The sequence below is a fragment of the Streptomyces sp. NPDC050439 genome (assembly GCF_040655335.1).
Taxonomy (GTDB): domain Bacteria; phylum Actinomycetota; class Actinomycetes; order Streptomycetales; family Streptomycetaceae; genus Streptomyces.
On sequence record NZ_JBFAJT010000001.1, the window covers coordinates 780315 to 807095 of the forward strand.

Consider the following 26781-nt stretch of genomic DNA (forward strand, 5'->3'; position numbering starts at 1 on the left):
GTGTCAGGGCCCGCCCGATCAGGTCTCCCGCGGCCCGTCGCGCCAGCGCGACGGGTCGATCCGGCCTTCGTACAGCGGCAGTTCGAGGGGCGGGCGGCCATGGGCGAACGGGTCCCAGACCCGGGTCAGGCCCGCCGTGCCGCAGGTGCGGACCCGGCGGGCCTCGGCGAGGTCGAGGACGTCCGTCACGACGATCTCCGGTTCGGCGCCCGACTCGGCGCGGACCCGGCCCTCGGGGTCCACGACGACGCTGCGGCCGATGCCGTCCGGGGGCGCCGCGTTCACGCTGGCGAGGAACACCTGGTTGACGATCGCGTTGGCGCGGGCGAGGACGAGTTCCTGGGCGCGGTCGACGGTCGGTGTGCGCACCAGGTTCACCACGAGGTCCGCGCCCTGCCACGCGAGGTGGCGCGTGACCTCCGGGAACCACGCGTCGTAACAGATCGACAGACCCACCCGCCCGTGCCCCTCCAGGTCGAAGACGACAAAGCTGCTGCCTGCCGCCGTCGTCTCGTAGGGAAGCCAGGGGAAGACCTTGCGGTACTCGGCGACGCGCAGCCCTTCGGGCGAGTACACCGGTGCCGTGTTGTAGATCTGGCCGTCGGCAGCGCGCTCGTACACGCTTCCGGGGATGAGCCACAGTCCGAGTTCACGGGCCAGGACGGCCAGCATCCTGCCCCTGGGTCCGTCGATGTCCTGTGCGGCCTCGGTCATGACCCGCTCGGGGTCCTCGTCCGGCCGGTGGCCGCACACGTGCAGCTCCGGGAACGCGAAGAGCCGCACCCCGGGGTAGGCGCGGGCGAGGCGGCGCAGCTGGTCCGCGAACGTGTCGAGGCTGTCGTCGGCGTGGTGGAGGGCGGCCGCCTGCACCAGGCCGATCGGCAGGGGGGTGGGCATGGCGAGGGTGCACCTTCCGCATTCGGGGGCGTCCGGGCGAGGGACGTGCAGCAGGTAATCACCCGGCTGCCGACGGGACAAGATCCCCCTTTCCTGTGCGAACCACAGGACAATCCTGCGGGTGCGCGGGCCCCATGGTTTCGCCGGGCGGGTGCACCGCAGTTGTGCCCGTCCCGGGGACAGCGGATTCTGTAGGGGATGAACGGGGCTGATGTGGCGCCATGAAGGCATGGAACGAGGAGCAGGGTGCTGAATTTCGTGGTCCCCTCGACGTCACCAGGGCGGCCACGGTGGTCGTCGATGCCCAGGACACGGTCATCGGCTGGAGCCCCGCGGCGGAACGGCTCCTCGGTTACCCGCCGCAGGAGATCGTCGGCAGGTCCCTGACCACGTTCCTGGCCCCCGGCCCGACGCCCTCCTTCCTCCCTCTGCCTCCCCAGGTCCGGGGGAACGAGCTGCACGTCGCCCGGCATCAGGACGGGCGTGACCTGATCGTCGCCACCGCGGTGTGCCCCCTGCCCGGCGCGGGCCCGGCCGCGCGCGTCCTCGTCGCGACGGAGCTGCAGGATCTGCGGCAGTGGGAATCCCGTCTCGCCCTGCTGCAGGGCCTCGCCACCCAGTCACCCGTCGGTCTGGGCATCTACGACACCGATTTGCGTCTGACCTGGTGCAACGCGGCGTACGAGCGGGAGATAGGGCGACCGTTCGCCGAGTTCCGGGGTCTTCGGGCGGATCAGCTGTACTCCGGCGGGGCATTCGTGAGCAAGGGGCATCCGCCCACTCTCGAAGCGGTCATGCGCCACGTCCTGGAGACCGGGGAGCCGTTTTTGGACCTGCACTTCAAGGGCAGGCCGCCCAGCGCCCCGGAGACGGACCATCTCTGGTCGTGTGCCTACTACCGGCTCCAGGACGCCGACGGCCGTGTCATCGGGGTGTGCGAGGACGCCTTCGACATCTCCGACCGCCACAAGGCCCAGCGGCGTCTGGCGCTGCTCGTCGAGGCGGGCCGCGGGATCGGGACCGCCCTCGACGTGCGGGTCACCGCCGAGAAGATCACCGAGGTGGCGGTGCCGGAGTTCGCCACCACGGTGACGGTCGACCTCGCCCGGGCGGTCCTGGACGGCGAGGTGCCCGCCACCATCGGCGCGGCGGCGGCATCCCTGGTGCGGGTCGCCCGCTGCTCGGCCGATGAGGCCGAACGGCTGGAGCCGGGCGGGCATCCTTCCCACTGCGGGCCCAGTGACCGCGGTCCCGCCCAGCACGGGCGCGCCGCTCCCGCCGAGAACCATCCGCCGGTGGAGTACCCGCCCGGTTCGCCGCAGCATCGCAGCCTCTCCTCGGGCGGGCTCGTGCTCGACGACACGGCCCTGGTCGTGCCGCTGCGGGCCGGGAACAGCACGCTGGGGCTCGTCACCTTCGTCCGCGACACCGGAGCGGCCACCTTCGACAGCGGCGAAGTGGCCCTGGCCGACGAGCTGGTCGCCCGTACGGCCGTGTCCATCGACAACGCCCGCCGATTCACCCGTGAGCGCACCGCGTCCCTGGCCCTGCAACGCCAGCTGCTGCCGCGGCACGTCCCGGAGCAGTCGGCGGTCGAGGTCGCGCACCGCTATCTGCCCACGGACGACGTGACGGGGGTCGGCGGCGACTGGTTCGACGTCATCCCGCTGTCCGGCACCCGTGTCGGGCTCGTGGTCGGGGACGTGGTGGGTCACGGCCTGCAGGCGGCCGCCACCATGGGCCGGCTCCGTACGACCGTCCGCGCGTTCGCCCAGATGGACATGGACCCCGTCGAGCTCCTGTCGCGCCTCGACGATCTGGTGGCGCAGTCCGCGGAGGAGCAGCGCAGCGAGCTGGGCACACCCGACGGGACGTACGCCGATGTGACCACCGGGGCGACCTGTCTGTACGCGGTGTACGACCCGGTGTCGCGGCGCTGCGTGATGGCCAGGGCCGGGCATCTGCCGCCGGCCGTGGTCACCCCGGAGGGCCCGCCGACCTTCCCCGACCTGCCGGCGGGACCGCCGCTCGGCCTCGGCGGTCTGCCCTTCGAGTCGGCGGAGTTCGAGCTGCCGGTGGGCAGCCTCCTCGCGCTGTTCACCGACGGCCTGGTCGAGGCGCGCGACCGCGACATCGACCACGGATTCGACACCCTGGGACAGGTGCTCAGCGACCGGCACGCGTCGCTCGAGGAACTGTGCGACCGGGCCGTGGCGGAGCTCCTGCCGAGCGGCTCGACGGCCGACGACACGGCCCTGCTGCTCGTCCGGACGCGCGAGCTCGACACCGCGCAGGTCACCGAATGGGAGCTGCCCCCCGAGCCCGTCGCCCCCGGGCAGGCCCGGGAGCTGGCGACCCAACAGCTGCACCAGTGGGGCCTGGAGGAACTGGCGTTCGCGACCGAGCTCGTCGTGAGCGAGCTGGTCACCAACGCGGTCAGGTACGCCGAAGGCCCGATCCAGGTGCGGCTCATCCGTGACCGCACCCTGTTGTGCGAGGTCGCGGACCGGGGCCACACCTCGCCCCACCTGCGCCACAGCGGCGAGGAGGACGAAGGCGGGCGCGGCCTGTTCATCGTCGCGCAGCTCGTCCAGCGGTGGGGAACGCGCTACTCCCGCTCCGGCAAGACCATCTGGACGGAGCAGGCCTTCCCCACGACGGTGTGAGCGTGACCTGTCCTAGCCGTTGAAGCGGTCCGGGTCGGGGCCGGTCCGCTCGTCGCGGTTCAGGGCGGAGATCTCGCCGATGTCGCCCTGGCTGAGCTCGAAGTCGAAGAGGTCGAAGTTCTCCTCGATGCGCTTTTGGGTGACCGACTTGGGGAAGACGATGTCTCCGCGCTGGAGGTGCCAGCGCAGGGTCACCTGGGCGGGCGTCTTGCCCACGCGCTGCGCGATCCGGTTGATCGTCGGGTCGTCGAGGACCTTGCCCTGCGCGATGGGCGACCAGGCCTCGGTGGCGATGTCGTGCTCGGCGCCGAAGGCCCTGACGTCGTCCTGGGTGAGGTAGGGGTGCACCTCGATCTGGTTGACCGCGGGGACCACGTCGCTGCCCTCCATCAGACGGCGCAGGTGGTGGGGCTGGAAGTTGGAGACCCCGATGGCCTTGGCACGTCCCGAGCGGTAGATCTCCTCCAGGGCCTTCCAGGTCTCCACGAAGTCGCCCTCGCCGGGCAGCGGCCAGTGGATGAGGAAGAGGTCCAGGTAGTCGATGCCCAGCTCGTCCATCGACCGGTCGAACGCCTTGAGCGCGTCGTCGTGCGCGTGGGCGTCGTTGTTGAGCTTGCTGGTCACGAAGACGTCGGCGCGGTCGATGCCGGAGTCACGGACCGCCTGGCCGACCTCCTTCTCGTTGCCGTACATCTGAGCCGTGTCGATGTGGCGGTAGCCGGCCTCAAGGGCGGCCAGCGTCGTCTCCCTGGTCTCCTCCGGCTCGATCTGGAAGGTGCCGAAGCCGAGCTGGGGGATCCGCACGGCGTTGTTGAGGGTGATGGCGGGTACTGCGGTCACGGTGGCTCCTTGCTTTGTCGGTCTCGCGGGCCAAGGACGCCATGGGCTGTCCGTCAGGACGCCTTGCCGTTCACTCGGCCGCAAAACACACGTATGGTCAGCTTTTGTCCCGCGGCGGATGCGCCGGTGGTGCGGGTGTTGCGGGCAGTACGGGCGGGCCGGCTCGCTCAGCCGGCGATGCCGTGCAGCTTCGCGTCGGGCGGCAGGATCCGGACGAGCTTGCGGTTCACGAATTCCTGCATGCCGAGCTTGGAGAGCTCCCGCCCGTAGCCGGAGCGCTTGATGCCGCCGAACGGCAGGTCGGGCTGGGTCGAGGTCGGGTGGTTCACCCAGACCATGCCGGTCTCCACGCGCTCCGCCACCCGGCGGCCCCGCTCCACGTCCGCGCAGAACACGGATCCGCCGAGGCCGTACTGGCTGTCGTTGGCGAGGGCGATCGCCTCGTCCTCGTCGGCGACGCGGTAGATGACCGCGGCGGGCCCGAAGAGCTCCTCGGCGTACGCGCGCATGCCCGGCTTAACGCCGGTGATGACCGTCGGTTCGACGAAGGCGCCCGGACGGTCGATCCGGTGGCCACCGGTGACCAGCTCCGCCCCTTGCTCCACCGTCTCGCGGATCTGGTCGGCCAGGTCCGAGGCCGCCTGCTCGGAGGAGAGCGGGCCCAGGGTGGTCGACTCGTCCGCGGGGTCGCCCGGCCGCAGCTCCTCGAACTTGCGGCGCATCCCCTCGACGAAGTCGTCGTACGCGTCCTCAAGGACGATGAAGCGCTTCGAGGCGACGCAGCTCTGGCCGGTGTTCGCCATCCGGCCCGCCACCGCCGCCCCGATCGTGCGCTCGAGGTTCTCGCCGTCCAGGACGATGAAGACGTCGCTGCCGCCGAGTTCGAGGAGGCTGGGTTTCATGTTCCGCCCGGCCCGTTCGGCGACCTTGGCCCCCGCTCCCTCGCTGCCGGTCAGGGAGGCTCCGCGGACCACCGGGCTGTCGATGATGCGGGAGATCTCCTCGTGGCTCACGAAAAGGTTCGTGTAGACACCCTCCGGGGCCTGCGCGTCGCGGAAGAGCGTCTCCAGGGCGAGCGCGGACTGCGGGCAGATGCCGGCGTGCTTGACCAGCACGGTGTTGCCGAGCACCAGGTTCGGGCCCGCGAAACGGACCACCTGGTAGAGCGGGAAGTTCCACGGCATGACGCCGAGCAGCACACCGAGCGGTTCGCTGACGAGGTACGCCTCCCCCTCGCCCTCGAAGTCCAGCGGCTCCGCGGCGGCGAAGTCCGGCCCGTGCCGCGCGTAGTACTCCAGGATCGACGCGGCGAGGTCGACCTCGCCGCGCGCCTCGGAGATGAGCTTGCCCATCTCCAGGGTGATGAGCTGGGCCAGCTCTTCCTTGCGTTCCTTCATCAGGTCGGCCGCGCGTGCGACGACGGCCGCCCGCTCCGCGATCGGGCGCTCGCGCCACACGTCGAAGGCGTGGCCCGCGGTCTCCAGCGTTGCGTCGACCTCTTCGCCCTCGATGACCGGGAACTCCACGAGGGTCTCCCCCGTGTACGGGCTCACGGTCGCGAACGAACTTTTGCGCTGATCCGACATGAACTCTCCAGAGCGACGGGTGTGGGCGTGGGGCGGAACTCCGCGTTCCGGCCCCATCCCGGGGTACCCGTCACCACGAGACGCAAACAGTTCATATGCCAAAAAGGGTGCGTATGCCCGCGTCGGGAGGCGGGCTCCCGGCCCGCGTCATCCCCGGCTGTCCGCCCGGACCGCGGGACCCAGATGAATGCGCAGGTCACCGACCCGACGGGACGGCCAGTCGCGCGCGTAGCCCGGCGGCCCGTCCTTCTCCGGGACAAGAGTGGCCGTCGGTGTCCGCTGCGCCGTCCGGAGGAGGTCCGCCTGGCTGATGCTCGCGTTGTGCCCCTGGGTCTGGGCGGAGGAGCACCCGGCGTAGAAGCCGATCGGCAGGGCCTCGTGGCCGTTCACCACGCAGGGCGGCCGTACGCCGAGCCGGTGCAGCTCGGCCGCCGTGCGGGCCCACTCCTGGCGACCGGCGGTCGAGCGGGCCACGGTGTCCTGGAGGACCACGTACTGCATGGCCAGATGCCCGGCGAAGACCAGCGCCGCCAGCGTCACCACCACCGGCCGCCATGTCCGGCGCGGGGTGGTGACCAGGTGGACGAGGGCGTCGGCGACCGGGATGGCGAGCAGCGCGTAGAACGGCAGCAGGAAGCGGGGCGCGGCGTAGCCGATCATGAAGAGGTACGGGATGCCCGCCGTCGTGGCGCAGGCCAGCGGCAGAAGCGTGCGCGCGGTGCGCCGGCCCCTGACCGCGACGGCGAGGCCCAGCGCGGCGAGCACCGGCAGGGCGAACCACCACGCGATCAGCTCCGGGGCCGGGACCGGGCTGTCGCACGGGCGGCACAGGGTCTGGCCGCCCAGGCCGCGCAGCTGGTCCAGGACGGCGATGTTCCAGCCGAGGCCGCCCTGGATCCGGGAGGCATCGGCCAGCCGCGCGTCCAGGCCGCCGAAGCTGGCGTACGCCTCGGCCACCCAGCCGACGGCCCCCGAGCCGAGCCCCGCGACGAGCGCCGCGAGGAGCCGCGGTCGCCGCCACCGGCGTACGCACAGCAGCAGCACGAACAGCGGGAGGACCACCCAGACGGCGTCGGTGGGCCGCATCCAGGCGAGGAGCGCCGCACCCGCCCCCGCTCCCCACAGCGCGGCCCGGTCGCGCCGGTCGGCCTGGACCCGCAGGAAGCAGCCGACCACGGCCAGGGCGCCGATCGCGACCCAGTAGTTGGGCATGACCTCAGGGCCGTAGAAGACGGTCACCCAGAGCGTCGCGAACAGGACGCCGGCCAGGACCACCACCCGCTGCGGGAAGAGCCCGCGCCAGACCCGCAGCGCCAGGAAGAGGCCGAGGCCGGACAGCAGGGCCAGGTAGACCCGCAGGAGTGAGGTGGACGACGACCAGGAGGCGATGGGCGCGGCGAGCAGGGAGATCCCGCGGGAGCGTGGCGCGCTGAAGAACGCCGGCGGAGCGTGACCGCTGACCTGGCTGACGTACACCGCCTCGTCCCAGCCGAGCCCCATGTCGGGCCGTACGAGGGCCAATTGGACCAGCGCGAAAGCCAGTGCCACGGCAGCCAGCCACCCCTGGCCGGCGGCGCGTCGCGGCGTACGGACGATCGGCGTCGGGCCGCGGCTCTGCACTCCGACGAGCGGGGCGCTCAAGGTCTTGACCATCGCCTGCCTTCCCCCCTACACGCAGCAGGGCTCCCCTTCCGGCCCACAGGACGCAGGACGAAAGGCATAAGTCGGAAAAACGTCCACAAACTAACCCGACTTATTGGGGAGCGCAGCGCGAAGATCCGGGGCATGGCTCGACAAGGGAGACAAGGACGGGAGAACCGGCAGGCCAAAGGGCGCCCACCTCTCCCGGACGTGGACCGGAACACTGATCCTTCCGGGTGGGTCCGCACTGCCCGTGGACGCCGACGCCCAGCACAGATGGCCTAACTGACGATCCGTCTGCTGCCGCCCCCGCCTCGGCGCCGAGCACCGGGACGGGGGCACGAACTCAGCGCCCTGGGGTGCCTGTGTTCATCGGCAGTGTTCATCGGCACAAAGCAGCATTCACGACCTCGTCGACGCGCGCCCTGCCCGCCGCGTCGTCCAGTTGCATGGTCACGGCGACATTGGCCGCGCGGCCGTCGTCCGTGGCTCCGCCCCGGGTCTCGTAGCCGGGGAAGCTTCCGCCGTGGCCCCAGTAGAGGCCGTCTCCGCACGGAAGCGGCTTGCGCACAAGCCCCAGGCCATAGCGGGCGCCGGGTCCGAAGGTCTCGTCGGCGGGACGGGTCGAACCGCGCATCTGCGCGAGTTGGGCCGGGGGCAGGAGGTGGCCGCCCAGGAGCTTGGAGTAGAAGCGATTCAGGTCGGAGTTGGTGGAGATCAGCTGCCCCGCGGCCCACCCCCAGGAGGGGTCGATCTCCGTGATGTCCCGCAGGGGCCCGTCGGGCGAGTCCCGGTAGTAGCCGTGGGGATGCGGGCCTCGGATGCTCGCGTCGCCGGGCGCGGGGAAGTAGGTGTGGCGCAGCCCGACGCGCTTGATGATGCGCCGGTCCATCTCCTCGGCGAGGGGGTGGCCGGTGACCTTCTCGACGAGCAGGCCGGCCAGCACGTAGTTCGTGTTGCTGTACGCCCACTTCTCCCCTGGTTCGAAGTCGGCCTTGTGCCTCAGGGCGATGTCGAGGAGTTCACACGGTGCGAAGTAACGGACGTCCTCCCCCAGGTAGTTGCTGTAGTTGGGGAGGCCGCTGGTCTGCTGCAGGAGGTGACGGACGGTGATGCGGTTGCCGTCGATGCCCTCCCCGCGGACGAGGCCCGGCAGATAGGTGTCGACCGAGGTGTCGAGGCCGATCTTTCCCTCGCCGACCAGTTGCAGCACGACCACCGCGGTGAAGGCCTTGGTGTTGCTGCCGATGCGCACCCGACCGTCCCTCGGCACCTTCGAGCCGGTGGTCACATCGCCGACCCCCGCGGTGTAGGTACGGGTGCGGTCCCCGCGGCTCTGCACACCGGCCAGCGCGGCGGGCAGTCCGTCGGAGCGCACAAGTCTGTCGAGACCCTGCTGGACGGTGTCGACGGCGTGCGGCCCGGCGTCGGCTGCGGCCGGTGGCGCAAGGGCGCCCGCCGTCATGACGCCGACGGCCACGGCGACCGCGACGGGGAGGGCTCTGCGCGGACCTCCCTGCCGCCGGGAAGAAAGGGACCTCTGCCATACCTGCTCGCGCACGCGCCAACTCCTGTGGATTCCGGGAAAACCAGCGGCATTTGCCGGTCCCAGCATGTCCGGGGGCGGCGGCCCGGCACGATCCTGCTGGCCGCCCGGCTCGGGTAGGGCTAACCCCAGGGCGGCGTGCCATTGAGGGCAGCTCACCATCTAGGACAGCTCCTGGCCTATACGCCTCCTAACGTGTTCCTTGACCGGCGAGACAGGCACACCGGAAGGCGTAAACCATGACTGCGACCGAAGCGACCACCACCCCCGACGCAGCGAAGGCCCAGGCTGTCAGCGGCGAGCGCGCCGAGTGGTTGGAGACGCTGGCCAAGCACCGCCACTTCCTGCGCTTCACCGCACGTGACCTCACCGACGAGCAGGCCGGGCAGCGGACCACCGCCAGCGACTTGTGCATCGGCGGCCTGATCAAGCACGTCACCGCGGTGGAGGAGTCCTGGGTGCACTTCATTCTGGACGGCCCGTCGGCGATGCCGGACTTCACGGCCATGACCGAGGCCGACTGGGCCGCTCGCACGGACGGCTTCCGGCTGCTGCCGGGCGAGACACTGGCAGGCGTGCTGGCCGACTACGCCGAAGTGGCCCGCCGGACGGACGAAGTGGTCGCCGCCTTGCCCGACTTGGACGTCTCGTGGCCGCTGCCGAAGGCTCCCTGGTTCCAGGACTCCGCGCAGTGGTCGGCCCGCCGGGTCCTGATGCACGTCGTCACGGAGACAGCGCAGCACTCGGGCCACGCCGACATCATCCGCGAGTCCCTTGATGGTGCGACGAGCATGGCGTGAGGCGGGACGGCTGCCGCCCAGCTGACCTAATTTTCAGCGGCAGCAACATTCACTTCACTGCCGCTGTTCATCCCGGAGCAGCCCCAGCTCGGCATCGATGGCGCCGCGCATCAGGTCACGCGCGTGGTCGATGCGCAGGCCGCCGCTGAGCCAGCGCATGCTGAGTCCTTCGAGCAGGGCGGTGAGCCGCTCGGCCGCCGCGGCCAGGGCGGGCGCCGGGGCCGTCGGCTGCACCTGGCCGAGGAGGGCCGCCACCTCCTGCACCCACACCAGGGTCGCCCTGGCGAGGTCTTCGCGCAGTGCCTCGTCGAAGACGGCGCTCGCCCGCAGCTCGCCCCACGCGGTGCTGTTCTCCCTGACCAGCTGGGTTTCCTGCAGTTCGAGCAGGAGGGTCTCGTCCAGTTCCGCACGCGGGGACAGCGGTTCGGCGTCCGCCGCGCGACCGGTGGTGTAGCGCTCGGCGCGGTCGTTGATGAACTCCAGCGTGTGGCGCAGGATGCCGGTGCGGTCCTTGAAGTGGTAGTAGATCAACCCGGTCGACACCCCCGCCTCGGCGGCGAGTTCTTCGACGCGCAGGCCGCGGACGCCGCGACGGGCGATGAGCCGTGCGGCCGCTTCGAGGATCTGAGTGGTGCGAGACGCCATGGATCCGAACCCTATCGGGCCTCCGCGAGCGCGGCGCCCCCGGATGCGACGGCATGTTTGACTGAATTTTCAGTTCATGCCAGAGTCGAGGATCAGCACAGCCGTGCAACCCCCCTCGAATGTCCGGAGCGCACCGTGGCCCCTCTCTTCCCCTCACGTCGCACCACCCTCCGGGCCATCGCCGGAATCGGAACCGCCGCTCTCGGGGCTTCGGCGTGCGGGCCGAACGCCGCGGCCACGCCGGACAAAGGGCTGCGCATGGGTGCCGAGTGGGAGAGTCACGCGCGCACCTTCATGTCGTGGCCCGCCCTGCAGTCGGTGTGGGAGGAGGACCTCCCCTACGTGCGCGAGGACATCGCGCGCGTCGCCCGTGCCGTCGCGGAGTACGAGTACGAGTACGTCGTGATGCTGGCCAGGCCCGAGCAGCAAAAGGCCGCCCAGAAGGCCTGCGGGCGCGACGTCGAGGTCATTTCCCTGGCCGTCGACGACCTGTGGGCCCGTGACACCGTGCCCGTCTTCGTGGAGCAGGACGGCGACGTGATCGGCGTCGACCTCAACTTCAACGGGTGGGGCAACAAGCAGGAGCACACCAACGACGCCCGCGTGGGCCGCACCCTCCTGTCGGAGTACGACATCCCGCGCAGGAAGGCCCCTCTGGTCGCCGAGGGCGGCTCCTTCGAGACCGACGGCGAGGGCACTCTGCTCATCACGGAGAGCTCGATCGTCAACGACAACCGCAACCGGGGAAAGAGCCGGGACCAGATCGAGTCCGAGCTCAAGCGGACCCTCGGCGTCGAGAAGGTGATCTGGCTGGCCGGCGTGCGCGGCGAGGACATCACCGACGCGCACGTGGACAGCCTCGTGCGGTTCACCGCGCCCGGTGTGGTGCTGCTCGACCGCGCGGTTCCCGGCACGCCCGTCGACTCCTGGTCGCGAGCGGCCGACCAGGCGAAGGCCGTGCTCCGCGAGGCCGAGGACGCCAAGGGCCGGTCCTTCGAGGTCATCGATCTGCCGCAGCCCGACCCGGACAGGATCAGGGGCGAGGGCGACGACTTCGTCTCCACGTACGCCAATTTCTACGTCGCCAACGACGCGGTGTTCCTGCCCGAGTTCGGGGACCGGAAGGCCGACCAACGCGCGCGGAGCATCCTGCGGGAGCACTTCCCCAAGCGGGACGTCGTGCCGGTCCGGATCGACACCATCGCCTCCGGCGGGGGCGGCATCCACTGCTCCACCCACGATCAGCCCGGCAAGCCGGTCGACTGACGGGCGTTCATCGCGGCGCCTCACACCCGAGGGCGATCGGCGCCGCGATGGTCACGGCTCCTGTCTGTCAGAGCTGCGTACGCCCCTCAGTTGCCGCCCGCGCCGATCTCGGCACCGACCGCCTCCAGCGCGGTGGTCACGGGCTGGAAGAAGGTCTCGCCGCCGGCGGTGCAGTCGCCGCTGCCGCCCGAAGTGAGGCCGATCGCGCTGCCGTCGGCGGTGAACAACGAGCCCCCGCTGTCCCCGGGTTCGGCACAGACGTCGGTCTGGATGAGCCCGCTGACGGTGCCTTCCGGATAGTTCACCGTGGCGTTGAGGCCGGTGACCGTGCCGGACTGCAGTCCGGTGGTGCTGCCCATGCGGGACACCTCCTGCCCGACCGCCGCCTCGGCGGCCTGCACGATCTCCGTGGTCTGGCCGTCGCCGGTGTCGACCGTGCTGGGGGCCTCCGTCGCCGGGTCGTCGTACGTGACCAGCGCGAAGTCGCCGTCACCGGGGAAGGTGGCGGCCTGGACGGTTCCGATGGCCGCACCGTCCTGGGCGTCGGACCAGCTTTCGGCGGCCACCCCGCAGTGCCCCGCCGTGAGGAATCCGGGGCTGCCGTCCTCGGTCGTCACGTTGAAGCCGAGCGAGCAGCGTGCGCCGCCTCCGAAAATGGCGTCGCCGCCCGCCGCGAAGGGCTTGAACTCCCCCGCCGACTTCTGGATGCGGGCCATGCCCGAGCCGAGTGAGTCGACGGTCGCCTCGAGCTTGTCCCAGCGTTCGCCGGTGACGGTGCGGTCGGCGGTGACCACGATCTGATTGGTCCTGGGATCAGTGGCCCACGCGGTGCCGGACATGGTGGCCCGACTGGCCAACGTCTTGGTGGCCGAACCCAGTTCACCGGAACTGTTGTCGACGTTGCGCACCACCGCTCCCGCTCTCTTCACCTGCACGTCGACGTCGTTGTTGTCGCCCACGACGTTGACGACGAGCTGCTGCTTCTCCTCGTCGTAGTACGCCCCGGCGTAGGAGTCACCCAATCGCGAGGCCAACGGCTCGACCAGCTTCGTCGCCGATGCCGCGCTGAGCCTCTTGGCAGCGGCCCCCGCACCGGTCTCCGACCCCGACTGCGAGGCGTTGGCCTGCTGCAGCAGGACGGCCGTCGCGACCATGCCCAACGCCGCAGCCCCTGCCAGCACGGCCTTTCGCTTGGGTATTCGCTTGTGCCTCAACTCGTCGCCTCCTGTGGGGGATTCCGAATACGTTCACCGGCCGGAGCCGGGGACATGTCCGGTCCTAGATACGGGTGCGACGAGAGTTGCGTTCATCGAACGGGAGTTGCGTTTTTGGCCGCGAGGAGTCTCTTGGCCAGCACGTGACAGCGTTCGCCCAGTTCCGGTGGATCGAGCACCTCGAAGTCGTGCCCCAGCAGGAGGACGTGCATGAGCACGGCGTCGAGGCGCTCGGCGCCGCTGAGCACCTCGCAGCTCCCGCTCCCCCGCGGCCGCACGACAGCCGCCGACGCCGGGATCTGCGCGCGCACCGTGCCGGCCGGCGCATGCACGAGGAAGCGCGCCTGATGCGGGTAGACCCGGCTGGCCACACCTTCCTGTACGTACTCCGCGGCGTCGGGCGCCTCGCGCGGGCTGAAGCGGAAGGTCCGCGCGGACGCGTCGGTCATCCGGTCGACGCGGAAGCTGCGCCAGTCGTCGCGGTCGAGGTCGTAGGCGAACAGGTACCAGCGCCGGTCGGAGGCGACCAGGCGGTAGGGCTCGACCCGCCGCCCCCGCATCTGGCCCCTGGACGGGTAGTCGAAACCGGCCTCGACCTCGTCGCGGCACGCCCTGGCCAGCGTCATGAGCACCCCGGGATCGACGGGCGCGCGCCCTCCCCCGAAGAACTCCACGGAGTCGGAGAGCGTACGCACCTCGTGCCGCAGCCGCGCGGGCAGGACCTGGTCGAGCTTGGACAGGGCCCGCAGCGCGGCGTCACCGGCCCCGGCGACCGCGCCGCCCGCCCCCGCCAGCAGGGAGACCGCGGTGGCGATCGCCTCCTGGTCGTCGAGAAGCAGCGGCGGCAGTTCGCGCCCCGGGCCGAGCCGGTAGCCGCCGCCGACGCCCTGGCCGGCGTACACCGGATAGCCGAGTGTGCGCAGCCGCTCCACGTCACGCCGTACGGTGCGCGTCGTGACCCCGAGCCGGTCGGCGAGCTCGGGGCCGGTCCATGCCTGGCGTTGCTGCAGCAGCCCGAGCAGGGTCAGCACGCGCTCGGTCGTACCCAGGTCGTCGTCGAGTCCCTCGTCCATGAGGGCCACCCTGTCAGGAATGGCGGACCGATCCTGTCCGCCATTGCTGGCAGGGTGAGGCCCATGAGTCCCGCCACGAACGGAGCAGTCCGATGAGCCGTCACCTCCAGATCACCTTCGACGCCCACGACCCGCGGGCCCTGTCCTCCTTCTGGCGCGACGCGTTGGGCTACGTCCACCCCGGACCGCCCGGGGTCGACCTGCCCGAGGGCGCCGACGCGCTCGCGGCGTGGGACGAGTTCCTCGCGCGGGTCGGCGTACCGGAGGACCAGCGCAACTCGAAGTCGGCCATCGAGGACCCCGAGGGAGACGGGCCGCGTGTGTTCTTCCAGCAGGTGCCGGAGGACAAGATCGCCAAGAACCGCGTCCACCTCGACGTCCGTGCGGCCCCCGGCCTTCAGGGGGAGGAGCGCATGGCGGCACTTGAGGCCGAATGCGACCGTCTCGTCGCGCTGGGAGCGAAGCGGGTGCGGCGCGACGAGCCCGCTCCCCCGTTGAGCGCCGGTTTCATCGTGATGACCGATCCCGAGGGCAACGAGTTCTGCCTGGACTGAGCCCCACCGTCACGGTGTGTGACGGCTGGACGGGCGAGGTCTCCGTGTGCCGCTTACGTTGAACGCAGAGGCCCACACCGTGTGTGACACCCGGTGGGCGCTGTACCGACAAAGGAGTGGTCATGGCTGACAAGGGCGGCATGGACAAGATGAAGGGCAAGGCCAAGGAGATGACCGGCAAGGTCACCGGCGACCGCGGCAAGCAGGCCGAGGGCAAGATGGACCAGGCGAAGGGCGAGGCCAAGAAGTCCATGGGCGACGCCCGTGACCGGGCCGAGGAAGCGCGCGACTCCATGAAGCGCCGCGACGCCTGACCAGACTTCCGCAGAAGCCCCCGCCCACTCCCGTGCGGGGGTTTTTGCCGTTCCCGGTGGCCTTCCGGCCCTCCCCCGGTTGCCTCCCGGTTGTCTCTAGGCCGCCGAGATGAATCGTTCCGCTCGCCACAGCGTGTCGGGCGCGTGGGGTCCGCCCGCCGGGAGGGTGTGCGGCATCGTCGCCCGGGACCGGCGGTCCGTGAAGGAGAGCAGATCTGGTGCGCGGTATGCGGGGAGCGGGTGCGCTCGCGGCAGTGCTGCTCGCCGCCGCCCTGAGCGGCTGCGGCAGCGTCCAGGAGCGCGAGGACTCGGCGTCGGCCGTGGTGCTCCGTTTCCAGGAACATCTGCGGATGACGGACATCGCGCGCGGCTGCGCGGCGCTGGCCCCCGGGACCCGCGACGAGCTGGAGCAGAACGCCGAACTGCCGTGCACCCGCGCCCTCTCCGATGCGGGGCTGCCCAAGGCCGGCACCGCGGACGAGGTACGCGTCGTCGATGTGTACGGGCGTCAGGCCCGTGTCGTGACGAACCGCGACACGCTCTTCCTGTCGTCCTTCCCCGGCGGATGGAAGATCACGGCGGCCGGGTGCACCGAGCGCCCGGAGATGCCGTATCAGTGTCTGATCAAGGGCGGTTGACGGGTGCGGTCGTTGTTCACGCTGTATCTCCTGGTGGTGACCGGAGGCCTTGTCTACTGCATCACGCTGGGGCTGATGCAGCGATGACGCGGGCGGGGCGCTTTCTGCGCGACAACGGACTGACCCTGGTGTTCGGCGCCGGTTTCGTCCTCACTCTGGCCGGCCAGGCGATCGCCGGGCACGCCGACTTCAACAACCATCTCGTTGCCGGGCAACTGCGGCCGGTGAGCTTCGGCGGCTATCTCCTCACCTCCGACTTCGCCGTGGACGTGACGGAGAACTGGCAGTCGGAGTATCTGCAGTTCTTCCTCTACATCTTCGGCACGGTCTGGCTGCTCCAGCGCGGATCGCCCGAGTCCAAGGAGCTCGGCAAGGCGGGCCTCGAAGCGGACAAGGACCAGAAGGTCGGGCCGTACGCGAAGGCCGACTCGCCCCGCTGGGCGGCTGCCGGCGGCGCGCGGCAGGCCTGGTACTCCCGCTCCCTGGGCGCCCTCATGTGCACGCTGTTCCTGTTCTCCTGGCTGGCGCAGTCCGTCACCGGCGTGGCCGCGTACAACGAGGAACACCTGCGGGAACTGCAGGCGCCCATCAGCTGGTTGCAGTACCTGGGCGCCGCCGACTTCTGGAACCGCACGCTGCAGAACTGGCAGTCCGAACTGCTGGCCGTCGGGTCGATGGCCATCTTCTCCGTGTACCTGCGCCAGCGGGGCTCGCCGGAGTCGAAGCCGGTCGGCTCGGCCCATGACTCGACCGGCGTCGAAGGCGGCTGAGGCCACCGGCGGCGACCGCCCCGCCGGTCAGTCCTGCCGGTCCGCCCGTGCGTAGGGCGGGATGTCCGCCTCGCCCGCCGCCTCCCGCAGGACGTCCTTGAGCATGTCCGGGGTCAGCCGGCCGGTGAAGGTGTTCCGCTGGCTGACGTGGAAGCAGCCGTAGAGGGTGACGGGGCCCGGCCCGGCTTCCCCGGGCGCGACAGCCCCGGCGCGGCCCCCGGCCACCTCCGCGTCGTCACGCTCCAGCGTCACCCGCGCTCCGTGCGCGAACCGCGGCCGGGGCTTCGGCACGCGCCAGCCCGCCGCCGCGAACGCCGGCAGGGCGGCCTGCCAGCCGAACGCCCCCAGGATGACGGCCGACCGCAGCCGCGGCCCCAGCAACCCCATCTCCTCTACGAGCCACGGCCTGCACGTGTCGCGCTCGCCGGGGGTGGGCTTGTTCTCGGGCGGCGCGCAGTGCACCGGAGAGGTCACCCGCACCCCGCGCAGCGTCAGGCCGTCGTCGACGGACACCGCGTGCGGGCTCGACGCGAGGCCCAGCTCGTACATGGCCCGGTAGAGGACGTCTCCGGAACGGTCGCCCGTGAACATCCGGCCCGTCCGGTTCCCGCCGTGCGCCGCGGGCGCGAGCCCGATGACGAGCATGGAGGAGTCGGGCGGCCCGAAGCCGGGCACGGGCCTGGCCCAGTACGTCCAGTTCATGAAGGCGGCCCGTTTGACCCGCCCCACCTCTTCCCGCCACTCGACGAGGCGGGGGCAGGCGAAGCACTCCGCGACCCGCGCGTCCAGTTCGTCCAGCGGGTTCATGCGGACCCGAACAGCGCCTCGTCGGTGGAGCGGACCAGGCGCGCCTGCATGTTCCGTTCCATCATCTGCAGGGCGGCCGCCGCGAGGTCACCGTGGATGCTCGCGCAGGCGTCCTCGGCCACGACGACGTCCAGGTGCCGGATGTGCGCGTCGAGCGCCGAGTAGAGGACGCACTGCTCGGTCACCTGGCCGCAGAGGAGCACGGACTCGATGCCGCGCTGGCGGAGCAGGTACTCCAGAGGGGTGTCGTAGAAGATCGAGTGTCGGGCCTTCACCACGAAGAGCGAGTCGCCCTCGGGACGGATCGGGGCGACCAGATCGGCGTGGGGGCCGCTGAGGGCCTTTTCGAGCAGCTCGTCGTGGTGCGAGCGCCACAGGCCGAAGTTGTCGTTGGCGTAGATCACCGCGATGTCCTTCTCCCGCGCCCGCTCGATCAGTCTGCGGATGTTGGGCAGGACTTCCTCGACCGACTTACGGAGGAGGTCCGCATCGGGGTGGTCGTACGTGTTGATCATGTCGATGACGATGAGAGCCTCTACAGCCATGCTCCGAGTCCATCATGCGCCGCACCCGGATCGACGGACGCCCCGCCTGAGGCTGATCAGCCGGCGACCGCTTCGACTGCGAGGCGGATGTCCAGGCGGCGGCCGGTCATGCCCTTCGCCGTGGTCACGCCGAACGCGTACCGGTCGACGGTGGCCGTGCCCTCGACGGACAGGCGTCGTCCGTTCACCTCGACCGCCCCGACCGTGACGGCCACGGGCCGCGTGACGCCTCGTACCGTCAACTCGCCCTGCAGCACGGCCGTGCCCGTCGCGGACCGCGTCACCCGGCGGCTGCGGAACTCGATCTCCGGGTGCCTGGCCGCGTCCAGGTAGTCGGCGGAGGTGACGTGCCGGTCGCGGCGCTCCAGACCGGAGTCGAACGAGGCCGCCCCGACGGTGACATCGACCGAGGACGCGTCGACGGGGTCGGCCACGGTGATCTGCCCGCGGCTGATGCCGAAGGTGCCCCGGACCGGGAACAGGCCGAAGACGGTGCGCGTGCGGAACCGCACCGTCGAAGCCGCCGCGTCGATCTCGTACGTACCGCTCATCGGCACGCTCTGCTCTGTCGGACCCGACAGGACCATGGCCTCAGCGCCTCCCTCTGCTGCCGTCCGCGGGTGGCTCGGACAGCCCCGCGGTACTCCCCTCAGCGTGCCGGTCGGGAGCGGCGCGGGACAGATCCGGATGTCGCCGGTCTCCCGGTACAAATGTCACCCGTGTCGGACTCTCAATGCCCGCCGGTCAGTTCGCCGGTGAGCTTCTCGTGGATCTGGGCGCTCGGCTCGTTCAGGCCGATGATCTCCACGGCCTTGCCGCGCTGGGCGTACTTGTTCTCGATCGCGTCCAGGGCGGCCACGGAGGAGGCGTCCCAGATGTGGGCGGCCGTCAGGTCGATGACGACCTTGCCGGGATCGCCCGCGTAGTCGAACTGTCCGACGATGTCGTTGGACGAGGCGAAGAAGAGCTCGCCGGTGACGGCATAGGTCACCCGGCCGCCGTCCGGGTCGGTGGAGGCGGTGACCTCGGCGAAGTGGGCGACGCGCTTGGCGAAGATGACCATCGCGGTGACCGAGCCCGCGACCACGCCGACGGCGAGGTTGTGCGTGGCGACCACGCACACCACGGTGACGAGCATGACCGCGATCTCGCCGGCCGGCATCCGCCTGAGCGTCTTCGGGGCGATCGAGTGCCAGTCGAAGGTCGCGAAGCAGACCATCACCATCACGGCGACCAGCGCGGCCATGGGGATGTCGGAGACGACGGGTCCGAAGACGATGCACAGGACCATCAGGAAGGCGCCCGCGAGGAAGGTGGACAGCCGTGTGCGGGCCCCGGACACCTTCACGTTGATCATCGTCTGGCCGATCATGGCGCAGCCGCCCATGCCGCCGAAGAAGCCGGTGACGATGTTGGCGATGCCCTGGCCGATGGACTCACGGGTCTTGGAGGAATGGGTGTCGGTGATGTCGTCGACGAGCTTGGCGGTCATCAGGGACTCCATCAGGCCGACCAGCGCCATGGCGAACGCGTAGGGCGCGACGGTCGTCAACGTGTCCATGGTGAACGGCACATCGGGCAGGCCCGGCACCGGCAGGGAGGACGGCAGCTCACCCTTGTCGCCGACGGTCGGCACCGCGATCCCGGCGCCGACCGTGATGACCGTGAGGATCACGATGGACACGAGAGGCGCCGGGATCACCTTGGTGATCTTCGGGAAGAACACCATGAGGGCGAGCCCGGCCGCGATCAGCGGATAGACGGGCCAGGGCACGTCGTGCATCTCGGGGACCTGCGCCATGAAGATGAGGATGGCGAGGGAGTTGACGAAGCCGACCATCACGCTGCGGGGCACGAAACGCATCAGCTTGGCGACGCCGAGCGCGCCGAGGACGATCTGGAAGACGCCTGCCAGGATGACGGCCGCGACGAGATGACCGAGCCCGTGCTCGCGGTTGAGCGGGGCGATGACCAGGGCCACCGCGCCGGTCGCCGCGGAGATCATCGCGCGGCGTCCGCCGACGATCGAGATCGTCACGGCCATGGTGCAGGAGGCGAAGAGACCGATCGCGGGGTCGACCCCGGCGATCACGGAGAACGAGATCGCCTCGGGGATCAGCGCGAGCGCGACCACCAGACCGGCGAGCACCTCGGTGCGCCACACCTTCGGGTCGGACAGCCAGTCGGGGCGCAGGCCACGCAGCCGGGCGGCCGGGGACGGTGCGGACGTGGACAAGAGAAGTACCTGTCGTGCTCGGGCAGCGCCTGGCATCACCCTGGGCGTGCGGGAAGAAGGAGCCGGGAGCGCTGCGCTCGACAGCTGCGCGACGGCGGGGGGAGGCCCCTAGCCTAACCGGGCGGCGAGCACACGAAGATCCTCAGCCGTCGGCCCCCTTGCCGATGTAGAGCTCGGCGAACGCGGCCGCGGCCGCCGGAGAGCCGAGGATCCCGCGCAGCCGCGCGGTCGCGATGCCCGCCTGGAACGGGTCACCCGACGACGCCCCGTGCAGCAGCTCCGAGAGCCACCGGGAGAACTCCTGGTACTGCCACACCTTCGGCAGACAGGCCTCCGAGTATCCGCTCAGGCCGCTCTCGTCCCCTCGCGCGTAGTAGGCGACGAGCGCGTCACCGAGCAGCAGGGCGTCGTGCAGGGCCAGGTTCATGCCCTTCGCCGCGATCGGGGCGGCGAGGTGCGCGGCGTCGCCCGCCAGGTACAGCCGCCCGTACGACATCGGTTCCACCACGTAGTTGTGCATGTCGAGGACGCGCTTCTCGATCAGTGGCCCCTCGGTGAGCGGTGGCGCGCCCGCCACCGTGAGGCGGGCGCGCAGCTCGGACCAGACGCGCTCGTGCGGCCAGTTCTCGGGGTCGTCGCCGGGCGGACACTCCAGGTAGTAGCGGGTGACCTGGGGACTGCGGGCCATGTGGGCCGCGAAGCCGCGCGGATGGAGACCGAAGACGACGCAGTCCGAGGACGGCGGCGCCTGCGCGAGGAGGGCGAGCCAGCCGATGCCGTAGTCGTGCCGGGCGACGGTGGCCCGCCGCGCCGCGGCGTAGGTGCGCGTCACGCCGCGCGCGCCGTCGCAGCCCGCGACGGCGTCGCACTCGATGCGCACGCGCTCGCCCGTCTCCTGGTCGGTGTACGACACCGATGGGCGGTCCGTGTCGATGCCGTGCAGTTGCACGTCGCGTACGCCGAACCGGATGTCGCCGCCCGCCCGGTCGGCGTAGGCGCCCACCAGGTCCGTCACCAACAGGGGCTGGGGGTAGACGAAGTGGCGGTGCCCGGAGAGCTCCGCGTACGCGAACCGGTGGCGCTCCCCCGCCCAGCGGAACTCGCACTCGCCGTGTGTCTGCGCGTGGGACAGGAGCCGGTCGGCCAAGCCCCGCTGTTGCAGGGCGCGCACGGCCCATTCCTCGATGAAGCCCGCGCGGGGCCGCTGTTCGATGAACTCCCTGCTCTCCGTCTCCAGGACCACGCAGTCGACGGAGGCGGCACGGAGGATGTTGGCGACGGTGAGGCCCGCCGGTCCGGCTCCCACGACCACGATGCGGGCACGCCGTCGGGGCGCGGAGGGCTCGGGAGCCGAGGCGAGGTTCATCCGGGAATTATGACGCGGACACGACGAGCCGGAGACCATCTGGCGGGTGTCCTTCGGGACGGCGGCCGTCCGATGTGGTGCGACAATCTGCCCGGGACCACGCCCGTGCCCGATCTCCGGTGCGTCGTCCCGTTGCGGGAGGCGGCGCCGGTCACGGACGTCCCCGGGGCAGCGGCGCCCCGGCGGACCGGCGGTGGGGAGGAAACGATGGTGGTGGAGTGGCGGTACATCGCCAAAGGCGTGCGGGTCGTCCCCGAACCGGTTGCCACGCCCTTCATCTGGACGGGAGCCTATGCGGGCGCCTTCGTGCTGGTGATGGTGCTCGATCTGCTCGGTGCGCTCGACCGGACGGGGATCGCGCTCGCGGCTCTCTCGGTCCTTGCCGCGCTCCTCGGGGTGCGGGGCCGTTTCGTCGCGGCGCCGGGGACGGCCCTGTTGTGCTGGCTGCTCCTGAACTTCTTCGCCGCGCATCCCATCGGTGAGATCTCCTGGGCCGGACACCGGGACCCCGAGTGGATCACGTGCCTGCTGGCCGCGGCCCTGGTCGGCACGACGGCGGGCCGGGTCCTCCACGCGCGGGCCGCTTACCGTCGCGTCAGCCCGTACGACGGCAGAGGCTGACCCGGCCGACTTACCCTGGCGCGGTGACCACTCAAGTGATCGTTCTCAACGGCGGGTCCAGCTCCGGAAAGTCCGGCATCGCCCGGTGTCTGCAGGCGGTGCTGCCCGATCCGTGGCTGGCCTTCGGCTGCGACACGCTGGTCGACGCCATGCCCGCGTCCATGCGGACCGCTTCGGAGGGAATCGAGATCGCCGACGACGGCAAGGTGGCCGTCGGCCCCGAGTTCCGGACGCTGGAGGCGGCCTGGATCGAGGGGATCGCCTCGATGGCCCGCGCCGGAGCCCGGATCATCGTCGACGAGGTCTTCCTCGGCGGTCCGGCCTCCCAGGAGCGGTGGCGAAAGGCCCTCAGGGATGTCGGGGTGCTCTGGGTCGGCGTCCGCTGTGACAGCGCGGTCGCCGCGGGCCGGGAGACGGCACGGGGCGACCGGGCCGCCGGGATGGCCGCGTCCCAGGCCGAACTGGTCCACCACGGCGTGCTCTACGACATGGAGGTGGACACGACGCACACCGAATCCCTGGAATGCGCCCGGGCCATCGCCGCCCGCGTCGGCCGAGCGAAATTCCGGGATTCCGGCATAAACGCCTGACGGCGTCCGAGGCAGGTGCTGCCTCGGACGCCATCGGTGTCAATGGGGCGGAATGTTCACGCCACCGCTTCGGGTCAGTGACCCGGACCCAGGCCGCCGTAATAGCCGCCGAGCTGGTCACGGTAGGCGGGGTCGCCCAGGTGCTTTTCCTTGTCGAACTCGGGAGCGTCCTTGATCTGCTCCTTGGTGCGCGAGACGAGGATCTTCCGCGCCTCGTGGTCGATGGCGGTGACGGTGCTCGCGGGCAGCAGCACCTCCTTGCCGAAGATCCACACTCCGGTGTCGACCACGATGTACTGGTTGGCGACCTCGTTCGAGTGCTTGTCGACCTTGCCGATGTGGCCGTCGGCGGCCTCGACCTTGTAGCCGGTCAGATCGGCGTCCGGGCCGTGCCCGGCGGTGGGAGCGTAGCTCCAGATTTCGTTGCTCATCGAGAACTCCTCAATTCGTTTTCCCCGAACGGCAGGGATTCACATAGCGGGAGGAGATGATCAACCTCCAACGCACCGGGTGCCCTGCCGTATGGCGGCCAAACAGAAACTTCCGGCCGTCTCACCGCGGCATTCCGCCGTGGTGTCACGACAACCGTGGTGTCACAGCAAATCGCGGGGCACGGTCTCATTCCAGGTACGCGAGAAAACCCTGCGGTCGCCCTCGTAACCGTCCAGGGTGGCGTCCACCCGGAAGGTGTCCTCGTCGCAACTGAGGACCGTGCGGGTCTCCACCCGTACGTCCCAGTCGTCGCGCTTGAAGGACATCGTCCAGGCCGATTCGCCGGCCGCAGAGGTGAAGTCCTCGGCCCTGGACGTGTAGCGCTCGTAGGCCCGGCGGCCGACGTCGAGGTTGATGTCCTCCAGGCGCACCGTCCCCCGGTCCTTGACGATCTCCAGCTCCGCGGAGTAGTCGACCAGGTCACGCTTGACCTGCCAGCGCTCCTCGGGGGCGACCAGCTGCACGGGAGACCTCGGCCGCGTGCCCTCCGGCTCACCGAAGGGCTCCTCAGGCAGGGCATCGGGCTCCGAGACCGGCCGGACCGGGAGCGTCAGGGTGCTCGACGTCTCGTACACGGTCAGGAGCACCGGCTTGGGCGGCGGCCAGGCCAGCGGCCAGTACGAGGTGGACAGGGACACGCGGATGCGGTGACCCGGCGGGAAGGCCTGGGCGACTCCGTTGAGCGGAATGGCCGCGCGGTAACGCCGCCCGGGTTCGAGGGGACGCGGATCGCCGTGCGCCTCGCTGCGGGTGAGGTTGAGCAGGCCGTAGCTGACACGGGTGGCGCTGCCGTCGGGCGCCACGTCGGACAGCCGGACCGCGACCATGGCCACGGGCTGGTCGACGCTCAGGTCGAGTTCGACGCTGGGCGAGCCCAGGATCTCCGTGCGCTCGGTCAGCGGTTCGGTCTGGAAGACCAGCGAGCCGCCGTCCTCCTCACGCTGGTCGTAGGGCAGGTCGGGGGGCGCGTTGTAGGAGGCCCACTTCCCGCCGAACTGGCCTACGGACAGCGGTGATTGGACGGACATTCCCTCGCCCGAGCCCGCCTGCTCCCCCTCGGGGGAATCGCGCGACGCCGCGGCCTCCGAGACCGGCTCGGAGAGCCCGTGACGGGTGAGGCGCCGCACGACGGGCGTGATGTGCGGGGACGGCCAGGACGGCTCGCCCACCCAGCGTCCCGGACGTTCCTCGTACGACGTGGAGGGCGGGACGCTGTCCTGCATCCACGTCCGCAGCATCGGCCCGTCCATGACGCCGTTGTCGACGCCCTTCAGCCAGTGGTCCCACCAGCGCACCACTTCCTGGAGGTAGCCGATGGCGGGGCCCGGCTGACCGAGGTGCGGGAACTTGTGGGACCAGGGGCCGATCAGGCCCTTGCGCGGCACGTCCAGGTTGCCGAGCAGCCGCGTCACCGCGTTCGAGTAGCCGTCCGCCCAGCCGCTGGAGGCGAGGACGGGCGTGCGTACGGCCTGGTAGTCCTCGCAGACCGAGGCGTGCCGCCAGTAGTCGTCGCGGCGCTGGTGCTTGAGCCATTCGAGCACCCAGGGGCGGGTGCCCTCCATGCGCTCGTGCCACATCTCGCGCCACCGGTCCCCCACCATCACCGGGTCCGGGGGCATGGTGCCGTAGGCGAACATGGTGCCCGCCTCGGCGAGGTTGTCCGACAGGAGCTGGCCGCCCATGTAGTGCATGTCGTCGGCGTACCGGTCGTCCGTGAAGGACGCGATGACGATGGCGCGCAGGCTCTCCGGCTGCCGCGCGGCGACCTGCAGCGCGGCGAAGGCGCCCCAGGAGATCCCCATCATGCCGGTGCTGCCGTCGCACCAGGGCTGGTCGGCGAGCCAGGCCAGGACGTCCTCGGCGTCGGTCTGTTCCTGCTCCAGGTACTCGTCCTTGAGCACCCCCTCGGAGTCGCCGGTGCCGCGCAGGTCCACGCGGACGCAGGCATAGCCGTGCCCGGCGATGTAGGGGTGATGGATGGAGTCGCGCTCGGCGGTCAGGTCACGCTGCCGGTAGGGGATGTACTCCAGGACCGCGGGGACGGGTTCCTGGTCGGAGGACGTCGGCCGCCAGATGCGGGCCGCGAGGCGGGTTCCGTCCGCCACGGGGATGGTGACGTTCTCCTCTTCCTTGGTCTCGTACGGAAGGTCGCTCACATAGCGCAAGCCGAGACGCTCCTTCGTGTTGCGGGGGTGCTTTTGTGGGGGGTTCGCCGTTCAGTCGTTCTTCGTGTCGCGGCCGCCGGGCTTCGCCTCGTCGAAGGTCAGGCCGAGGGCCGCCACGCACTGGTCGTACTTGGCCCGCATGTCCTCCTCGCTCTCGCCGCCCGTGAAGATGTGGGCCAACTCGTAGCTGTAGCTGTCCTGTTCGGACGCGTCGGACAGCCGCTGCCCTTCCTCGACCGCCACGTCGATGCGCACGCCGGGGATGCGGCGCTCGATGCTCTCGATGTCCTTGCGGGAGGGCACGTTGTGCACGGTGGCGTCGGCGAACCAGCGGTAGTACCACTTGGCGGCCGTGGCGTACTCACCCTGGCGGAACGGCAGTTGGGGGTCCTTGCCGAGGGCGAGGCTCAGCATGCAGTGGTGGTTGGGCACGCCGTCGACGTACTCGAACATCTCCGCGTGCGACTGGGAGTGCCGCGGGTTGATCTCCAGGAGGTTGATCGCGTCGGTCCGCGGGTCGTAGAAGTACTCGATGCTGAACGTCGCCGCGTTCATGCCGATCTGCCGCATCACCCGCTCCGACACGTCCCGCAGCCGCTCGATCACGGGCCCGGGGAGAGCGGAGGGGTACTGGTGGCGCAGGAAGCACGACGAGTCGGGGTACTGGATCGAGTCGAGGATGCCGTAGATGGTGACCTCGCCCTCGTGGACGTAGCCCTCGACCGCGACCTGGATGCCGGTCAGCGCGCCTTCCGCGAGGCACACCTGACCGCCCACGTCTGCCATCTCCGGGGGCAGCTCGACGCGGGCGAGTATGTCCTCGAACGGCCGCCCGATGCGCCCCATCCCGTTGCGGATGCGGTCGGCCGCCTCGGTGAACTCGGCCTGGTCGCCGACCCCGTAGGCCAGCTCCGACGAGTAGGACAGCGCGGGCTTGAGCCACATCGGGAAGTCCATGCCCTCGGGGGGCTTGGGGTCGTCGCTGTCCATGTCGACCCGCCCGAACGGCGGATGCGCGTCGGTGACGCGCCGCTGTTCCAGGCGGCTCCAGTACTTGTGCTCGCACTTGACCACGGAATCCAGACTGGTGCTCCGCGTCCCGTAGCGCTCGCTGAGGATCGGCACGAGCGTGCTGACGGGGAAGTCCCAGTAGCCGACGATCGCGTCGATGTGACCGTCGAACGCGTCGAGTATCCCCTGCGCCTTCTCCAGCAGCGCGGGGACGGAGACCTCACCGCTCTGCAGCTCGTCCACTGTCAGGAGGGGGTGGAAGACGTAGTCCTGCGCGTCGGGGACCGCGCGCAGGGTCGGCAGGTTGGCCTCGTCCAGGCCGAGTACGAAGATATTGAGCGGCATGGCGCCCTTTCTGTGTCCGGGGTGCCAGCGGCTGTTCCGCTGAGTTTCTGAGATGGCCGCGTACCCACGTCGCAGTGGCGCAATCGCGACCCCTCCGCCTCGCCGTTCCTCCGCCCCGGGTCCGGTGGCTCCACGTGGCCGATACGTGTGCAC

Annotated in this window: 25 protein-coding genes; 9 read left to right on the top strand and 16 right to left on the bottom strand. The window is 70.5% G+C overall.

Features of this window, described 5'->3' with window-relative positions:
* Positions 1-18: 18 nt before the first annotated feature.
* Positions 19-897, bottom strand: coding sequence for a carbon-nitrogen hydrolase family protein (locus AB0I66_RS03600; RefSeq protein ID WP_363206016.1), 879 nt, complete (start codon positions 895-897; stop codon positions 19-21).
* Positions 898-1118: 221 nt separating this feature from the next.
* Between AB0I66_RS03600 and AB0I66_RS03605 the strand changes: the two genes are divergently transcribed.
* The gene (locus AB0I66_RS03605; protein WP_363206017.1) at positions 1119-3563 is read left to right on the top strand and encodes a SpoIIE family protein phosphatase; all 2445 of its coding nucleotides are present in this window, start codon (positions 1119-1121) and stop codon (positions 3561-3563) included.
* A gap of 12 nt (positions 3564-3575) precedes the next feature.
* On the opposite strand, the gene AB0I66_RS03610 is transcribed toward AB0I66_RS03605, so the two are convergent.
* The 4 genes from AB0I66_RS03610 to AB0I66_RS03625 form a co-directional block, all read right to left on the bottom strand.
* Positions 3576-4403, bottom strand: a complete 828-nt coding sequence (locus tag AB0I66_RS03610) for an aldo/keto reductase (RefSeq protein WP_363206018.1) — start codon at positions 4401-4403, stop codon at positions 3576-3578.
* Between the two features lie 167 nt (positions 4404-4570).
* Positions 4571-5989 carry an NAD-dependent succinate-semialdehyde dehydrogenase gene (locus AB0I66_RS03615; protein WP_363206019.1) on the bottom strand — a complete coding sequence of 473 codons (1419 nt, stop codon included), beginning with the start codon at positions 5987-5989 and terminating at the stop codon, positions 4571-4573.
* A gap of 147 nt (positions 5990-6136) precedes the next feature.
* Positions 6137-7642 carry a hypothetical protein gene (locus AB0I66_RS03620; protein WP_363206020.1) on the bottom strand — a complete coding sequence of 502 codons (1506 nt, stop codon included), beginning with the start codon at positions 7640-7642 and terminating at the stop codon, positions 6137-6139.
* 370 nt (positions 7643-8012) lie between these two features.
* Positions 8013-9095, bottom strand: coding sequence for a serine hydrolase domain-containing protein (locus AB0I66_RS03625; RefSeq protein ID WP_363206670.1), 1083 nt, complete (start codon positions 9093-9095; stop codon positions 8013-8015).
* Between the two features lie 320 nt (positions 9096-9415).
* Between AB0I66_RS03625 and AB0I66_RS03630 the strand changes: the two genes are divergently transcribed.
* Positions 9416-9976 (top strand): DinB family protein, encoded by a 561-nt coding sequence (locus AB0I66_RS03630; RefSeq protein WP_363206021.1) that lies wholly within the window; start codon positions 9416-9418, stop codon positions 9974-9976.
* A gap of 54 nt (positions 9977-10030) precedes the next feature.
* Here AB0I66_RS03630 and AB0I66_RS03635 read toward each other — a convergent pair whose 3' ends face one another.
* On the bottom strand, positions 10031-10621 hold the full coding sequence (locus AB0I66_RS03635) for a helix-turn-helix domain-containing protein (RefSeq protein ID WP_363206022.1): 591 nt from the start codon (positions 10619-10621) through the stop codon (positions 10031-10033).
* 135 nt (positions 10622-10756) lie between these two features.
* Between AB0I66_RS03635 and AB0I66_RS03640 the strand changes: the two genes are divergently transcribed.
* Positions 10757-11887: an agmatine deiminase family protein gene (locus AB0I66_RS03640; RefSeq protein WP_363206023.1), complete on the top strand. Its 1131-nt coding sequence runs from the start codon at positions 10757-10759 to the stop codon at positions 11885-11887.
* Positions 11888-11973: 86 nt separating this feature from the next.
* On the opposite strand, the gene AB0I66_RS03645 is transcribed toward AB0I66_RS03640, so the two are convergent.
* Together AB0I66_RS03645 and AB0I66_RS03650 are read right to left on the bottom strand one after the other, a co-directional pair.
* The gene (locus AB0I66_RS03645; RefSeq protein WP_363206024.1) at positions 11974-13101 is read right to left on the bottom strand and encodes a S1 family peptidase; all 1128 of its coding nucleotides are present in this window, start codon (positions 13099-13101) and stop codon (positions 11974-11976) included.
* 92 nt (positions 13102-13193) lie between these two features.
* Positions 13194-14174 (bottom strand): YafY family protein, encoded by a 981-nt coding sequence (locus tag AB0I66_RS03650; protein ID WP_363206025.1) that lies wholly within the window; start codon positions 14172-14174, stop codon positions 13194-13196.
* Positions 14175-14266: 92 nt separating this feature from the next.
* Between AB0I66_RS03650 and AB0I66_RS03655 the strand changes: the two genes are divergently transcribed.
* The 4 genes from AB0I66_RS03655 (at position 14267) to AB0I66_RS03670 (ending at position 16450) form a co-directional block, all read left to right on the top strand.
* Positions 14267-14728: a VOC family protein gene (locus tag AB0I66_RS03655; RefSeq protein WP_363206026.1), complete on the top strand. Its 462-nt coding sequence runs from the start codon at positions 14267-14269 to the stop codon at positions 14726-14728.
* A 122-nt stretch (positions 14729-14850) separates the two neighbouring features.
* Positions 14851-15042, top strand: coding sequence for a CsbD family protein (locus AB0I66_RS03660; RefSeq protein WP_363206027.1), 192 nt, complete (start codon positions 14851-14853; stop codon positions 15040-15042).
* A gap of 227 nt (positions 15043-15269) precedes the next feature.
* A complete protein-coding gene (locus AB0I66_RS03665; protein ID WP_363206671.1) occupies positions 15270-15680 on the top strand; it encodes a hypothetical protein in 411 nt (136 codons plus the stop codon).
* Between the two features lie 83 nt (positions 15681-15763).
* The gene (locus AB0I66_RS03670) at positions 15764-16450 is read left to right on the top strand and encodes a DUF6766 family protein (RefSeq protein ID WP_363206028.1); all 687 of its coding nucleotides are present in this window, start codon (positions 15764-15766) and stop codon (positions 16448-16450) included.
* A 27-nt stretch (positions 16451-16477) separates the two neighbouring features.
* Here the strand turns inward: AB0I66_RS03670 and AB0I66_RS03675 are convergent, their stop codons facing one another.
* From AB0I66_RS03675 to AB0I66_RS03695, 5 genes are all read right to left on the bottom strand, one after another.
* Positions 16478-17257 carry a uracil-DNA glycosylase gene (locus AB0I66_RS03675; RefSeq protein ID WP_363206029.1) on the bottom strand — a complete coding sequence of 260 codons (780 nt, stop codon included), beginning with the start codon at positions 17255-17257 and terminating at the stop codon, positions 16478-16480.
* Positions 17254-17802 carry an isochorismatase family cysteine hydrolase gene (locus AB0I66_RS03680; protein WP_363206030.1) on the bottom strand — a complete coding sequence of 183 codons (549 nt, stop codon included), beginning with the start codon at positions 17800-17802 and terminating at the stop codon, positions 17254-17256. The genes AB0I66_RS03675 and AB0I66_RS03680 overlap by 4 nt, the downstream gene beginning before the upstream one ends.
* Positions 17803-17858: 56 nt before the next feature.
* Positions 17859-18389 (bottom strand): YceI family protein, encoded by a 531-nt coding sequence (locus tag AB0I66_RS03685; RefSeq protein ID WP_363206031.1) that lies wholly within the window; start codon positions 18387-18389, stop codon positions 17859-17861.
* 143 nt (positions 18390-18532) lie between these two features.
* Positions 18533-20074, bottom strand: a complete 1542-nt coding sequence (locus tag AB0I66_RS03690; protein WP_363206032.1) for a SulP family inorganic anion transporter — start codon at positions 20072-20074, stop codon at positions 18533-18535.
* Positions 20075-20180: 106 nt separating this feature from the next.
* Positions 20181-21404 carry a 4-hydroxybenzoate 3-monooxygenase gene (locus tag AB0I66_RS03695; protein WP_363206033.1) on the bottom strand — a complete coding sequence of 408 codons (1224 nt, stop codon included), beginning with the start codon at positions 21402-21404 and terminating at the stop codon, positions 20181-20183.
* Between the two features lie 105 nt (positions 21405-21509).
* On the opposite strand from AB0I66_RS03695, the gene AB0I66_RS03700 reads away from it, so the two are divergent.
* Both AB0I66_RS03700 and cpt read left to right on the top strand, forming a co-directional pair.
* Positions 21510-22025 (top strand): hypothetical protein, encoded by a 516-nt coding sequence (locus tag AB0I66_RS03700; protein WP_363206034.1) that lies wholly within the window; start codon positions 21510-21512, stop codon positions 22023-22025.
* A 23-nt stretch (positions 22026-22048) separates the two neighbouring features.
* Positions 22049-22615: a chloramphenicol phosphotransferase CPT gene (gene cpt, locus AB0I66_RS03705; RefSeq protein ID WP_363206035.1), complete on the top strand. Its 567-nt coding sequence runs from the start codon at positions 22049-22051 to the stop codon at positions 22613-22615.
* Positions 22616-22689: 74 nt separating this feature from the next.
* Here cpt and AB0I66_RS03710 read toward each other — a convergent pair whose 3' ends face one another.
* From AB0I66_RS03710 to AB0I66_RS03720, 3 genes are all read right to left on the bottom strand, one after another.
* Positions 22690-23046, bottom strand: a complete 357-nt coding sequence (locus tag AB0I66_RS03710) for a PRC-barrel domain-containing protein (protein WP_363206036.1) — start codon at positions 23044-23046, stop codon at positions 22690-22692.
* A 162-nt stretch (positions 23047-23208) separates the two neighbouring features.
* Positions 23209-25272: a CocE/NonD family hydrolase gene (locus AB0I66_RS03715; protein ID WP_363206037.1), complete on the bottom strand. Its 2064-nt coding sequence runs from the start codon at positions 25270-25272 to the stop codon at positions 23209-23211.
* A 51-nt stretch (positions 25273-25323) separates the two neighbouring features.
* A complete protein-coding gene (locus AB0I66_RS03720) occupies positions 25324-26628 on the bottom strand; it encodes an ATP-grasp domain-containing protein (protein WP_363206038.1) in 1305 nt (434 codons plus the stop codon).
* Positions 26629-26781 lie beyond the last annotated feature (153 nt).